This window comes from Achromobacter colocynthidis (assembly GCF_057334535.1).
In genome coordinates this window covers 91,674-105,570 of the sequence record NZ_JBHFIZ010000023.1, presented here as the reverse complement: position 1 = coordinate 105,570, position 13,897 = coordinate 91,674, and the positions used below count along the sequence as shown (strand labels likewise).

The window sequence follows — 13,897 nt, the reverse complement described above, 5'->3', positions numbered from 1 at the left end:
GCTCCGGTCAAGCACGCTTAGAAGTTCAGCGCGCGCTTGTCCACGGCCAGAGCGGCTTCCTTCACGGCTTCCGACAGCGTCGGGTGCGCGTGGCAGATGCGGGCGATGTCTTCGGCGGCGCCACGGAATTCCATGATGGTCACGGCTTCCGAGATCAGTTCCGAGGCCATCGGGCCCACGATGTGCACGCCCAGGACTTCGTCGGTCTTGGCATCGGCAATCACCTTGGCAAAGCCGGTGGTGTCGCCCAGCGCGCGGGCGCGGCCGTTGGCCAGGAACGGGAAGCTGCCGGCCTTGTACTCGCGGCCTTCGGCCTTGAGTTGCTGTTCGGTCTTGCCGACCCAGGCAATTTCCGGCGACGTGTAGATGACCCACGGCACGGTGTCGAAGTTGACGTGGCCATGCTGGCCGGCGATGCGCTCGGCAACCGCCACGCCTTCTTCCTCGGCCTTGTGCGCCAGCATCGGGCCGCGCACCACGTCACCCACTGCCCAGACGTTTTGCAGATTGGTCTTGCAGTCGCCGTCCACGGCCACGAAGCCGCGTTCGTCCAGCTTCAGGCCCACGGCGTCGGCGTTCAGGCCGCCGGTGTAGGGCACGCGGCCGATCGAGACGATCAGCTTGTCGACCACCAGCTTCTGCTCGGCGCCCTTGGCGTCGACGTAGGGCACGGTCACCGACTTGGCGGTGGCCTTGATCTCGCCGATCTTCACACCCATTTGGATGTTCAGGCCTTGCTTGGTGAACGCCTTCAGCGCTTCCTTGGCCACTTGGCCGTCAGCGGCGGCCAGGAATTCCGGCATCGCTTCCAGGATGGTCACTTCCGAACCCAGGCGGCGCCACACGCTGCCCATTTCCAGGCCGATCACGCCGGCGCCGATCACGCCCAGCGTCTTCGGCACGGCGCCGATGTTCAGTGCGCCGTCGTTGGACAGCACGACCTTTTCGTCGAACGGCAGGCCGGGCAGTTCACGCGCCGACGAACCCGTGGCCACCACCACGTGCTTGGCGATCAGGTCTTCTTCGGCGGTGCCGGTGACCTTGATGGCCCAGCCGCCTTCCACTTGGCCGCTGAACTGGCCCTTGCCGTGAAAGAACGTGACCTTGTTCTTCTTGAACAGGTACAGGATGCCGTCGTTGTTCTGCTTGACCACCGTGTTCTTGCGGCCGATCAGCGTGTCGAGCTTCAGGCTGACGCCCTTGACTTCGATGCCGTGCTCGGCGAAGTGGTGGTTGGCTTGTTCAAAGTGCTCGGACGATTGCAGCAGCGCCTTGGACGGAATGCAGCCGACGTTGGTGCAGGTGCCGCCAGGAGCCGGGCCGCCTTGGCCGTTTTGCCAGGCGTCGATGCAAGCGACCGACATGCCCAGTTGGGCTGCGCGAATGGCGGCGATGTAGCCGCCAGGGCCTGCGCCGATCACGACGACGTCAAATTGTTTGGACATAGTGTTCTCGCGATTGAGTGTGGGGTGGAACACGCCCCGCCCGGTGTTTGCGAGCCGGAGGCCAGCCGTGCGCCGGCCGGGGCGCCGCGATCCGGAAGGCCCGGTGCGGCGCCGCGCGGGGCGTCGAGATTACAGGTCCAGCAACAGGCGCTGCGGATCTTCCAGGGCGTCCTTCATGGCGACCAGGCCCAGCACGGCTTCGCGGCCGTCAATGATGCGGTGGTCATAGGACAGGGCCAAGTAGTTCATCGGACGGATGACGATCTGGCCATTTTCGACAACAGCGCGATCCTTCGTGGCGTGCACGCCCAGGATGGCCGATTGCGGCGGGTTGATGATCGGGGTCGACAGCATCGAACCGAACACGCCACCGTTGGAGATCGAGAACGTGCCACCGGTCATTTCTTCAATGCCCAGCTTGCCGTCAGCGGCGCGGCGACCGAAGTCGGCGATGGTCTTTTCGATTTCAGCGATGGACAGTTGGTCGGCGTTGCGCAGGATCGGCACCACCAGGCCACGCGGGCTGCCGACAGCGATACCGATGTCGAAGTAGCCGTGATAGATGATGTCCTTGCCGTCGATCGACGCGTTGATCAGCGGGTACTTCTTCAGCGCGGCCACAGCGGCCTTGACGAAGAACGACATGAAGCCCAGCTTGATGCCGTGTTCCTTTTCGAACTTGTCCTTGTACTTGCTGCGCAGATCGATGACCGCTTGCATGTTCACTTCGTTGAACGTGGTCAGGATTGCGTTTTCTTGTTGCGACTGCAGCAGGCGCTCGGCGATGCGGGCGCGCAGGCGGCTCATCGGCACGCGCTGTTCCGGACGGCCGTCCAGCGACAGCGTGGTCGGGGCCGGAGCAGCCGGGGCCTTGGCCGGAGCAGCCTTGGCGGCGGGGGCGGCGCCAGCGGCCAGGGCGTCGCCCTTGGTCACGCGGCCGTCGCGGCCGGTGCCCGACACGGAAGCGGCGTCAACGCCCTTCTCGGCCAGGATCTTGGCGGCGGCGGGCGATGCCACGCCGGCAGCGGCCGACGAGGCCGGGGCAGCGGCGGGAGCAGCGGGGGCTTGTTCAGCGGCCTTGGGGGCTTCGGCCGGAGCGGTCGCGGCGGCGGCGGCCTTGGCGGCGGTGTCGATACGGGCCAGCACTTCGCCCGAGGTCACGGTGCTGCCATCGCCCTTGACGATTTCAGCCAGCACGCCCGAAGCGGGAGCCGGCACTTCCAGCACAACCTTGTCGGTTTCGACTTCGATCAGGATTTCGTCCGCTTCAACGGCAGCGCCCGGCTGCTTCTTCCAGGTCAGCAGGGTCGCTTCGGAGACGGATTCGGAAAGTTGGGGGACAACGACGTCGGTAATAGCCATTTTGTTTGTTCCGTAAAGTTTGTGTTCTGGTCACGCTGCGCGGCAAGGTTCGAAACCGGGTTCCAAAACGCTTGCCGCGCGCGGCGCGTGCATCAAGTCAGGGTTACTTCGTCAACATGACCTTGAACTTGGGCGCGAAAGCCGTTTCGATCAGGGCCTTCTGCTGCTCCTGGTGCTTGGCCAGGTAGCCCACGGCCGGCGATGCCGACGCGGCGCGGCCGGCGTAGCCCAGCTTCTGGCCTTCCACCATGTTCTCGTACACGTGATGCTGAACGTAGAACCAGGCGCCTTGGTTCTGCGGTTCGTCCTGAACCCAGATCACTTCGGTGGCCTTCGGGTACTTGCGCAGTTCGGTCTCGAACGCCTTGTGCGCAAACGGGTACAACTGCTCGACGCGGACGATGGCGACGTGGTCGGCGCCACGCTCGCGGCGGGCGTTGACCAGGTCGTAGTACACCTTGCCCGAGCAAGCCAGAACGCGCTTGACCTTGCTGGCGTCGATGGCCTCGTCGACTTCACCGATCACCGGCTGGAAGCTGCCGCCGGCCAGGTCGGTCAGGGGCGAACCCGCGTCCTTGTTGCGCAGCAGCGACTTCGGCGTGAACAGCACCAGCGGCTTGCGGAACGGGCGGATCATCTGGCGGCGCAGAACGTGGAAGATCTGCGAGGCAGAGGTCGGCTGGACCACTTGCATGTTGTTGTCGGCGCACAGTTGCAGGAAGCGCTCGATGCGGCCCGACGAGTGCTCGGGGCCTTGGCCTTCGTAGCCGTGCGGCAGCATCAGGGTCAGGCCCGACTGGCGGCCCCACTTGGCTTCGCCGGAGCTGATGAACTGGTCGATCACGACCTGGGCGCCGTTGACGAAGTCGCCAAACTGGCCTTCCCAGATGGTCAGCGTGTTCGGTTCAGCGCTGGAGTAGCCGTATTCAAAGCCCAGCACCGCCTCTTCGGACAGCACGGAGTCGATGACGGTGAACGGCGCCTGGCCGTCCGACACGTTCTGCAGCGGAATGTAGGTGCCGTCGTTCCAGCGTTCGCGGTTCTGGTCGTGCAGCACGGCGTGGCGGTGCGTGAACGTGCCACGGCCCGAATCCTGGCCGGTGATGCGGATGGCGTAGCCCGAGGACACCAGGGTGGCGAAGGCGAGGTGTTCGCCCATGCCCCAGTCCAGGTTCAGTTCGCCCTTGGCCATCGTGCGGCGGTCGTTCAGCAGCTTGGCGACCAGCGGGTGCACCGTGAAGCCTTCCGGAACCGTCGTGATGCGTTCGCCGATGCGCTTGAGTTCGGCCAGCGGCACGGCGGTGTCGGCCTGGTCGGTCCACTTGGCGCCCAGGAACGGCGACCAGTCGATGGCGTACTTGCTCTTGTAGTCGGTCAGCACGGGTTCGATCGTGCGCTGGCCGTCTTCCATCAGTTGACGGTAGTCCTTGACCAGTTGATCGGCTTCGCCTTCAGCCAGCACGCCTTGCGTGGTCAGCTTGTCGGCGTACAGCTTGCGCGTGCCGGGGTGATGGCCGATGCGCTTGTACATCAGGGGCTGCGTCAGCGACGGGGTGTCTTGCTCGTTGTGGCCCAGCTTGCGGAAGCAAACGATGTCCACGACGATGTCGTGACGGAATTGCAGGCGGTAGTCCAGGGCCAGCTTGGTGACGAACACCACGGCTTCGGGGTCGTCGCCGTTGACGTGGAACACCGGGGCTTCGATCATCTTGACCACGTCGGTGCAATACAGCGTCGAACGCGAGTCACGCGGGTCGGACGTGGTGAAGCCGATCTGGTTGTTGATGACGATGTGCAGCGTGCCGCCCGTGCCGTAGCCGCGGGTTTGGGCCAGGTTCAGCGTTTCCATCACCACGCCTTGGCCGGCGAAAGCCGCGTCGCCGTGCACCAGCACCGGCAGCACGGTCTTGCCTTCGGCGTCGCCGCGGCGTTCCTGGCGAGCGCGCGCGCTGCCTTCGACCACGGGGTTGACGATTTCAAGGTGGGACGGGTTGAACGCCAACGACAGGTGGACCGGGCCGCCACGGGTGGACAGGTCGGACGAGAAGCCGTTGTGGTACTTCACGTCGCCGTCGGTCAGGCCTTCAGCGTGCTTGCCTTCGAACTCGGCGAACAGGTCGCCGGGCATCTTGCCCATGATGTTCACAAGCAGGTTCAGGCGGCCACGGTGGGCCATGCCGACCACGATTTCCTGGACGCCGTTTTCACCGGCGTGGTTCACCACTTCGTCCATCGAGGCGATGAAGCTTTCGCCGCCTTCCAGCGAGAAGCGCTTCTGGCCGACGTACTTGGTGTGCAGGAAGCGCTCGAGCCCTTCGGACTCGGTCAGCTGCTGCAGGATGTGGCGCTTTTCTTCGGCCGAGTAGGCCGGCGCGCCCAGCGTGGTTTCCAGGCGTTCCTGGATCCAGCGCTTGGCGGCGGGGTCGGAGATGTGCGTGAATTCAGCACCGATGCTGCGGCAATACGTGTCGCGCAGCGCCTTCAGGATGTCGCGCAGCGTCATGGTGCTGGCGGTCGTGAAGTAGGTGTTGGTGGCCGAGTAGGTTTGATCCAGGTCGGCTTCGGTCAGGCCGTAGAAGGCCGGATCCAGTTCGGGGATCGGCGGGCGCTCTTGGCGCTTGAGCGGATCCAGGTCAGCCCAGCGCGAGCCCAGCGAGCGGTAGGCGGCAATCAGCGATTGCACCGACACCTGCTTGCTGGCGACGCTCAGATCGGGTTCAGCAGAGCGTTGCACAAAGGCATTGGCCTTGGCGCGCTGGGCGAACGATTCGACGATGGGAGCGTGGGCCTGGTCACGAGTGGACTCTTGGCCGTCGGTAGCGGGAGCGTGCTGCAACTGGTCGAAATATTCGCGCCAGTTATCAGGAACCGAACCGGGATTGTCGAGGTAGGCTTCGTAAAGCTCCTCAACATATGGCGCGTTACCGCCAAAGAGATAAGACGTGGATAGAGATTCTATTTCCGAAGACATATCGCTTCACCTTTACGAGTGCTTCACTCGACACGATGCAGGAAAAACCTTCCGCGACACGGGCTTCCCGTTTAGCGGATCGCAGGGGGCAGAAGGCGCGTACAAGCCTTGAAAGCCGTATGCCGAGCAGTATAACCCTTTGAGTTTACGGGCGTCTTGAGACATTTTTGTGGCGCAAAAAGCCCTTTCGGAATGCCTGCATGCGGCCGTGGAATGTCCGGCCAACCCCTGACATTGCGACGTCTACGCGCCATCAATTTCTGCCATTCCAAAATGCCGCAGTGCGTCATTGCTGAGCACTTCGATGCGTGAGTGTTGTGCATTAGCCGCGTCACACCGGCAAGGCCGTCGTCGACAAGATCTCTTTCAACACAAAAAAGGTGCGAATCTGGCGTACGCCGGGCAGCTTGATGATCTCGCCCGCATGCAGCTTGTTGAAGCGTTCCAGGTCGCGTATGCGCAGCATCAGGAAGTAGTCGAACTCGCCCGCCACCAGGTGGCATTCCAGGCAGCCACTGATGCCGCGCGCCGCTTCCTCGAAGTCGGTGAAGGAATCCGGCGTGGAACGGTCCAGCACCACCCCGACGATGACCAGCGTGGCCATGTCGACCTCGGCGGGTTCAAGCAACGCCACCGTCTTTTTGATGATGCCTTCGGCCTTCAGCTTTTCCACGCGCCGCAAACAGGCCGCGGGGCTCAGGTGGACGCGCGCGCTGAGATCCAGGTTGGTGATCTGCGCGTCGTCCTGCAAGACGCGAAGAATGTGCCGGTCGATACGGTCCAGTCCAGAAAGCGCGGCCATTTAATACGTCCCTAAAAATATTATCTGGTTGATGTCTGATTTGAAAAAATATTAAATCGAAAATACTTCCGATCATCAATTTTTATATTTCATACTGCTTTCAATACGCAATTGACCACTTCCACCCGCGATTCCTATGATTTTTCCCATCCGAGCCTCACTCGCCGGCCGGAATGCCCTCATCAGGAGCCCGCATGGATCTGCAACGTTTTCCCCGACATCGCCTGACCTTTGGCGACACCCCCATCGAAAAACTTGAACGCCTGTCCGCGCACCTGGGCGGCAAGGTCGACATCTACGCCAAGCGCGAAGACTGCAATAGCGGCCTGGCCTTTGGCGGCAACAAGCTGCGCAAGCTGGAATACCTGATCCCGCAGGCGCTGGAACAAGGTTGCGACACGCTGGTCACCATCGGCGGCATTCAATCCAACCACACCCGCATGGTGGCCGCGGTGGCCGCCAAGCTGGGCCTGGCCTGCGTGCTGGTGCAGGAAAACTGGGTGGACTATTCCGACGCCGTCTACGACCGGGTCGGCAACATCATGATGAGCCGCCTGATGGGCGCCGACGTGCGCCTGGTGGATCAAGGCTTTGACATCGGCTTTCGCCGCAGTTGGGAAGAGGCGCTGGAAGACGTGCGCAAACGGGGCGGCAAGCCTTACGCCATTCCCGCCGGCGCGTCCGATCACGAACTGGGCGGGCTGGGCTATGTGGGCTTTGCCGAAGAGGTGCGGCGCCAGGAAGCCGAGCTAGGCTTCAAGTTTGACTACATCGTGGTCTGCGCCGTCACTGGCAGCACGCAGGCCGGCATGGTGGTGGGCTTTGCGGCGGACGGCCGGGCCAACCGCGTCATCGGCATCGACGCATCGGCCACACCGGAACAAACCCGCGCGCAGATCCTGCGCATCGCTCGCCGCACGGCGGATATGGTGGGGCTGGAAGCAGGCATTGCCGACAGCGACGTGGTGCTGGATACGCGCTACGCCTATCCCGCGTACGGCTTGCCGTCGGCCGAAACCAACGACGCCATTCGCACCTGCGCGCGGCTGGAGGGCATGATGACCGACCCCGTGTACGAGGGGAAGTCGATGCAGGGCATGATGGATCTGGTTCGCCGAGGCGAGATTCCGGCTGGGTCGAAGGTTCTGTATGCGCACCTGGGAGGGGTGCCGGCGATCAACGCCTACAGCTTTCTGTACCGCAACGGCTGAGGCCGACGGCCCACCCACCGGCTTCGGGGCCATGGGCTGGCCGGCCGGCGACTTGCGCTGACCGGCCCCGCCCCGGCTACCGGGTCTTTGCGCCGGCTTGAAACCACGCGCCGATCAACGCGCGTTCGCCGTCGGTCATGCCGGTGGAATTGGCCATCGGCATGATTTTCGACACCACCACTTGCTGGTACACGGCCTGGGCATGGACGGAAATCTGCTCAACGGAATCCAGGCGCACGTTCTTCATCTGCACCTGCTCGCCGTGGCAAAGCAGGCAGCGCTGGTCGAATACATGGCGCACCTTGGCAAACGCCACCTCGGCGGGCGCGGCCACCGCCGCTGACGCCCCCACGGGCGCGGGCCGCATCCACACAATGGTCAAGCCCAGCACCGCCACGCCCAACAGCACATACGGCAGCGGGTTGCGCGCGTTGCCCAGCTTGAAGCGATGGCGCACCACGAAGAACTGCCGAATCGCCGCGCCGCCCAACATGATCAGCAGCAGCACGATCCAGTTGTAGTGATGGGTGTAGGTAAAGCTGTAGTGGTTGCTCATCATGGTGAACACCACCGGCAGCGTGAAGTAGGTGTTGTGCACGCTGCGCTGTTTGCCGCGCTGGCCATGGACCGGGTCGACCGGCTTGCCCGCGCGCATCGCCGCCACGTTCTTGCGCTGGCCGGGGATGATCCAGAAGAACACGTTGCCGCTCATGGTGGTGGCCATCATCGCGCCAACCAGCAGGAACGCGGCGCGGCCCGCGAACCAATGGCAGGCCAGCCAGGACGCCAGGGCGATGAACACCGCGACCAGCACGCCCACGATGGTGTCGCCATGCTTGCCCCGGCCGAACAAACGACAGATGCCGTCGTAGACAATCCAGAACACGACGAAGAACGCCAGCGCCACCGCCACGGCGGTGCCGGGCTGCCAATCCATTTTCGACCGGTCAATCAGATAGGTACTGGCGTTCCACAGGTACGACACGGTGAACAGCGCGAAGCCGGTCAGCCAGGTGCTGTAGCTTTCCCAGAATGACCAATGCAGATGTTCGGGCAGCTTCTTGGGCTGCACCGCGTACTTCTGCATGTTGTAGAACCCGCCGCCGTGTACCGCCCATTGCTCGCCGCCCACGCCCTTGTCGAGCGACTCGGCGTCTTGCGGCTTTTCCAGGCTGTTGTCCAGCATCACAAAGTAGAACGAGGTGCCGATCCACGCGATGCCGGTAATGATGTGGGCCCAACGCAGCAACAGGTTGACCCAATCCAGGTAGTAGCTTTCCATTCACGCCCCCGCAGTGGGCGGGCCTTGATAGGCTCCGCCGCACTGCCTACCACCGCGGGCGCTGTAAGCAGAGATAGATCGCGCACAAGGCCTGGTTGATAAGCCCCGCACCGCTGCGATCAAGATCCGCGAAATTGTATGCAGGTTTTGTTTACAAAGCTACGGAAGGCGGGCCGTCCTGGCATCAGGAATACCCTGATGCCACCATCTGGCCATCATGACCCACGATAGGTGGAATAGCTCCAGGGGCTGACCAGCAATGGCACGTGATAGTGCTGATCGGCATGTGCCACGCCAAAATCCAGGCTGACCTGGTTCAGGAAATTGGGCTCGGGCAAGGCCACGCCGCGCGCCTTGAAATAACCGGCCACATCGAATACCAGCCGATAGGTGCCTACCTTCAGTTCTGCGTCGTTGAACAGTGGTTTGGCGCTGCGGCCTTCGTGGTTCAAGGTGAACCGGCTGAGCAGCGTGGCCGAAGCGCCGTCGGGGGAAGCCTGGGTGGCATACAGCGCAACCGCCATGCCCTCGGCCGGGCACCCGTGCATGGTGTCGAGTACGTGCGTGGTCAATCCCATGATGTCTCCTGTGCGTCGGGCGGTGTGCCCGGTGATCTTATGGTTATCCTTAATGATGTACATAAATTGTATACAGCTAATTGCTTTCCAGCTATTGTTTAGCCCATCATGAAACCGTCCGCCCACCCGGGCCTTGCCGCGCTTATCGGCTTTGTGCCCCACGGCTCTGTGCCCCACCGCTCTGTGCCCATTCCTTCATGAACACCTACGATTCCACGCTTCCGTATCCCCGCGACCTCGTCGGCTATGGCCGCAATCCGCCCCCCGCGCAATGGCCGGGCCGGGCTCGCATCGCTGTGCAATTCGTTTTGAATTACGAAGAAGGCGGCGAAAACAGCGTGCTGCATGGCGACCCTGGCTCCGAACAATTCCTGTCGGAAATGTTCAACCCCGCCAGCTACCCCGACCGCCATCTCAGCATGGAAGGCATCTATGAATATGGGTCGCGTACCGGCGTGTGGCGCATCCTGCGCGAATTCGAAAAACGGCAACTGCCGCTGACGGTATTCGGCGTGGGCATGGCCTTGCAGCGCCATCCCGAACTGACGGCGGCATTCACCGAACTGGGCCACGAAATCGCCTGCCATGGCTGGCGATGGGTGCACTACCAGAACGTGGACGAAGCCACCGAGCGCGAACACATGCGCCTAGGGATGGACGCCATCACGCAGTTGACGGGCACGCGGCCGCTGGGCTGGTACACCGGGCGCGACAGCCCCCGCACGCGCCGCCTGGTGGCGGACTACGGCGGCTTTGAATACGACAGCGACTACTACGGCGACGACCTGCCCTTCTGGATGCAGGTACAAAAAAGCGACGGCGCCGTCGTGCCGCAATTGATCGTGCCCTACACGCTGGACTGCAACGACATGCGCTTTGCCCTGCCCCAGGGTTACTCGCACGCCGACCCGTTCTTCCAGTACCTGAAAGACAGTTTCGACGTGCTCTACGCCGAAGGCGACGAAGCGCCCAAGATGCTCAGCATCGGCATGCATTGCCGGCTGCTGGGGCGCCCGGGCCGCATCACGGCGTTGCAACGGTTTCTGGACCACATCGCCAGCCACGACCGCGTCTGGGTGTGCCGCCGCCTGGATATCGCCCGGCACTGGAAAGCCACCCATCCCTACCTACCCAACCGTTGAGCGCGACAACCATGCCCCACACGCTGGAACAACTCAATGCCGCCACGCCCGAGGCGGCGCTAGCCATCCTTGACGGCCTGTACGAACATTCGCCGTGGATCGCGCGGCAAGCGTTGGCGGCGCGCCCTTTCCGGTCCTTGGCGCATCTGCAAGACCAGATGCGGCAGGTGCTGGACCAGGCCGATATCGAAGCGCAGTTGGCATTGATCCGCGCGCACCCGGAACTGGCCGGCCGCGCCATGCTGCAAAACAGCCTGACCGCGGAATCCACCAACGAACAAGACCAAGCGGGGCTCACACATTGCTCGCCCGACGAACTGGCGCGCTTGCAGCAACTGAACACCGACTACAACGCGCGCTTCGGCTTTCCCTTCATCCTGGCCGTGCGCGGCGCGCGCGGCACGGGTCTGAACCGCCAGCAGATCATCGATGAATTCGCACGCCGGCTCGACAACCCGCCCGACGTTGAACGCCAGGAAGCGCTGCGCAACATCCACCGCATCGTCGAGATCCGCCTGGCGGATAAGTTCGGCCTGGACCTGAGCCTGGGTAACGACATATGGGACTGGCAGGAACGCCTCAGCATCCATAGCGACCCCGGCTACGCCGAGAAGGGCCAGCTTACCGTCACCTATCTGACCGAGGCGCACCGCGCCTGCGCGCAACGCATATCGCACTGGATGCGCGACTGCGGCTTCGACGAGGTTGAAATCGACGCCGTAGGCAACGTGGTGGGCCGCTACCGCGCCGACCACGCCGACGCCCCCACGCTCATGACCGGCAGCCATTACGACACCGTACGCAACGGCGGCAAATACGATGGCCGCCTGGGCATCTTCGTGCCCATGGCCTGCGTGCGCGAACTCCACCGCCAGGGCCGCCGCCTGCCCTACCACCTTGAAGTAATCGGCTTTGCCGAAGAAGAAGGCCAGCGCTACCGCGCCACCTTCCTGGGATCCGGCGCACTGATCGGCCACTTCAAACCCGAATGGCTGGACCAGCAAGACGCCCAGGGCGTCACCATGCGCGACGCCATGCTGCATGCCGGCCTGTGCATTGATGACATCCCCAAGCTGCGACGCGACCCGTCGCGCTATCTGGGCTTTGTCGAAGTCCACATCGAACAAGGGCCGGTGCTGTACGAAATGGGCCTGCCCCTGGGCATCGTCACGTCCATCAACGGTAGCGTGCGCTACCAGGCGCAGATCTTCGGCATGGCCTGCCATGCGGGCACCACGCCCATGAACCGGCGCCGCGATGCAGCCACCGCCACGGCCGAGCTGGCCTTGTATGTGGAACAGCGCGCGGCGCGTGACGGCGATTCGGTCGGTACCATCGGCATGCTGGAAGTGCCCAACGGGTCCATCAACGTGGTGCCGGGCGAATGCCGCTTCAGCCTGGACCTGCGCGCCCCCAGCGATCCGCAACGCGACGCGCTGGTGAACGACGTGCTGGCCGAACTTGACGCCATCTGCCAACGCCGCGGCCTGCGCTATGCGCTTGAAGAAACCATGCGCGCCGCGGCCGCGCCCAGTACGCCCGCGTGGCAACAGCGCTGGGAACGCGCCGTCGACGCGCTGGGCATGCCGGTGCATCGCATGCCCAGCGGCGCCGGGCACGACGCCATGAAGCTGCACGAAGTCATGCCCCAAGCCATGCTTTTCGTGCGCGGCCAGAACCACGGCATCAGCCACAACCCCCGCGAATCCACCACCCGAGACGACATCCAACTGGCCGCGCAAGCCATGCAAGGCCTGCTGGATGATCTTGCCAACGACATCAAACGCTAAACGCCATGACTGACTACGCACGACTAGACGCCTGGATCGACGCCCACTTCGACGAGCAGGTGCGCTTCCTGCAATCGCTGGTGCGCGTACCCACCGACACACCACCCGGCAACAACGCCCCGCACGCGGTCCGCACCGCCGAACTGCTCAAGGAGATGGGCCTTGAAGCCGAAGCGCACGCCGTCCCCACGCAACAGGTGCGGGACTACGGCATGGAATCCATTACCAACCTGATCGTGCGGCGCGAATACGGCCCGGGCAGGCGCGTGGCGCTGAACGCCCACGGCGACGTGGTGCCCCCCGGCGACGGCTGGCAGCACGACCCCTATGGCGCTGAAATTGAAAACGGCAGCCTGTATGGCCGCGCCGCCGCCGTCAGCAAAAGCGACTTCGCCAGCTTCACCTATGCCGTGCGCGCATTGGAAGCCGTGGCCAAGCCCAGCCATGGCGCCGTTGAACTGCACTTTACGTATGACGAAGAATTTGGCGGCTTGCTCGGCCCCGGCTGGCTGCTGTCGCAAGGCCTGACCAAGCCCGCCCTGATGATCGCCGCCGGGTTCAGCTATGAAGTGGTCACCGCGCACAACGGCTGCCTGCAAATGGAAGTGACGGTGCACGGCAAGATGGCGCATGCCGCCATTCCTTCCACCGGCGTGGACGCGCTGCAAGGCGCGGTCAAGATCCTGAATGCGCTGTACGCACAAAACGCGCACTACCAGGACATTACGTCGGACGTGCCCGGCATCAGCCATCCCTACCTGAATGTCGGACGCATTGAAGGCGGTACCAACACGAACGTGGTGCCCGGCAAGGTCAGCTTCAAGCTGGACCGTCGCATGATCCCCGAAGAAAACGCCGTTGAAGTGGAAGCGGACATCCGCCGGATCATCCAGGAAGCGGCGGCCGCCACGCCCGGGATCACGATCGACATCAAGCGCCTGCTGCTGGCCAATTCGATGCGCCCCCTGCCGGGCAACCAGCCGCTGGTGGACGCCATCCAGAAGCACGGTGAAGCGCTGTTTGGCGAACCCATACCCGCCATGGGCACGCCGCTCTATACCGATGTGCGCCTGTACGGCGAGGCCGGCATTCCCGGCGTGATCTACGGCGCCGGCCCGCGCACCGTGCTGGAATCCCACGCCAAACGCAACGACGAACGCGTCGTGCTGGAAGACTTGCGGCGGGCCACCAAGGTCATCGCGCGCACCTTGTCGGACCTGCTTCAACCGGTCTGAGTTTCGGCAACCTGAGTTACGGCAACCCATGACGCCGCCCATGCGCGGCGTCATGTCCCACCCACTGCCGTACACCCCG

The 13,897-nt window shown here is 63.5% G+C and carries 10 protein-coding genes; 4 read left to right on the top strand and 6 right to left on the bottom strand.

The annotated features are described in order from the left end of the window. Window positions 1-17 precede the first annotated feature (17 nt). The 4 genes from lpdA to ACE04A_RS08370 all read right to left on the bottom strand — a co-directional run bounded on the left by lpdA (window position 18) and on the right by ACE04A_RS08370 (window position 6,580). Window positions 18-1,445, bottom strand: coding sequence for a dihydrolipoyl dehydrogenase (gene lpdA / locus ACE04A_RS08385; RefSeq protein ID WP_259251814.1), 1,428 nt, complete (start codon window positions 1,443-1,445; stop codon window positions 18-20). Window positions 1,446-1,574: 129 nt separating this feature from the next. Then, window positions 1,575-2,807: a 2-oxoglutarate dehydrogenase complex dihydrolipoyllysine-residue succinyltransferase gene (odhB, locus tag ACE04A_RS08380; protein WP_259251815.1), complete on the bottom strand. Its 1,233-nt coding sequence runs from the start codon at window positions 2,805-2,807 to the stop codon at window positions 1,575-1,577. Window positions 2,808-2,910: 103 nt separating this feature from the next. After that, a complete protein-coding gene (locus ACE04A_RS08375; protein ID WP_279995966.1) occupies window positions 2,911-5,778 on the bottom strand; it encodes a 2-oxoglutarate dehydrogenase E1 component in 2,868 nt (955 codons plus the stop codon). A 331-nt stretch (window positions 5,779-6,109) separates the two neighbouring features. Next, window positions 6,110-6,580, bottom strand: coding sequence for an Lrp/AsnC family transcriptional regulator (locus ACE04A_RS08370; protein ID WP_100857249.1), 471 nt, complete (start codon window positions 6,578-6,580; stop codon window positions 6,110-6,112). A gap of 194 nt (window positions 6,581-6,774) precedes the next feature. On the opposite strand from ACE04A_RS08370, the gene ACE04A_RS08365 reads away from it, so the two are divergent. Then, on the top strand, window positions 6,775-7,791 hold the full coding sequence (locus ACE04A_RS08365; protein ID WP_259251817.1) for a 1-aminocyclopropane-1-carboxylate deaminase: 1,017 nt from the start codon (window positions 6,775-6,777) through the stop codon (window positions 7,789-7,791). Window positions 7,792-7,867: 76 nt separating this feature from the next. On the opposite strand, the gene ACE04A_RS08360 is transcribed toward ACE04A_RS08365, so the two are convergent. Both ACE04A_RS08360 and uraH read right to left on the bottom strand, forming a co-directional pair. After that, a complete protein-coding gene (locus ACE04A_RS08360; RefSeq protein ID WP_448718534.1) occupies window positions 7,868-9,073 on the bottom strand; it encodes a urate hydroxylase PuuD in 1,206 nt (401 codons plus the stop codon). Window positions 9,074-9,288: 215 nt separating this feature from the next. Next, entirely contained in the window at window positions 9,289-9,651 is a 363-nt protein-coding gene (gene uraH / locus ACE04A_RS08355; RefSeq protein ID WP_448718535.1) for a hydroxyisourate hydrolase, read from the bottom strand. A gap of 197 nt (window positions 9,652-9,848) precedes the next feature. On the opposite strand from uraH, the gene puuE reads away from it, so the two are divergent. The 3 genes from puuE to ACE04A_RS08340 are packed head-to-tail and all read left to right on the top strand — an operon-like array spanning window position 9,849 to window position 13,818. After that, on the top strand, window positions 9,849-10,793 hold the full coding sequence (gene puuE, locus ACE04A_RS08350) for an allantoinase PuuE (RefSeq protein WP_485820039.1): 945 nt from the start codon (window positions 9,849-9,851) through the stop codon (window positions 10,791-10,793). An 11-nt stretch (window positions 10,794-10,804) separates the two neighbouring features. Further along, on the top strand, window positions 10,805-12,583 hold the full coding sequence (gene uraD / locus ACE04A_RS08345; RefSeq protein WP_485820038.1) for a 2-oxo-4-hydroxy-4-carboxy-5-ureidoimidazoline decarboxylase: 1,779 nt from the start codon (window positions 10,805-10,807) through the stop codon (window positions 12,581-12,583). 5 nt (window positions 12,584-12,588) lie between these two features. Then, complete coding sequence (locus tag ACE04A_RS08340) at window positions 12,589-13,818, top strand: M20 family metallopeptidase (RefSeq protein WP_485820037.1); 1,230 nt, start codon at window positions 12,589-12,591, stop codon at window positions 13,816-13,818. Window positions 13,819-13,897: the final 79 nt, after the last annotated feature.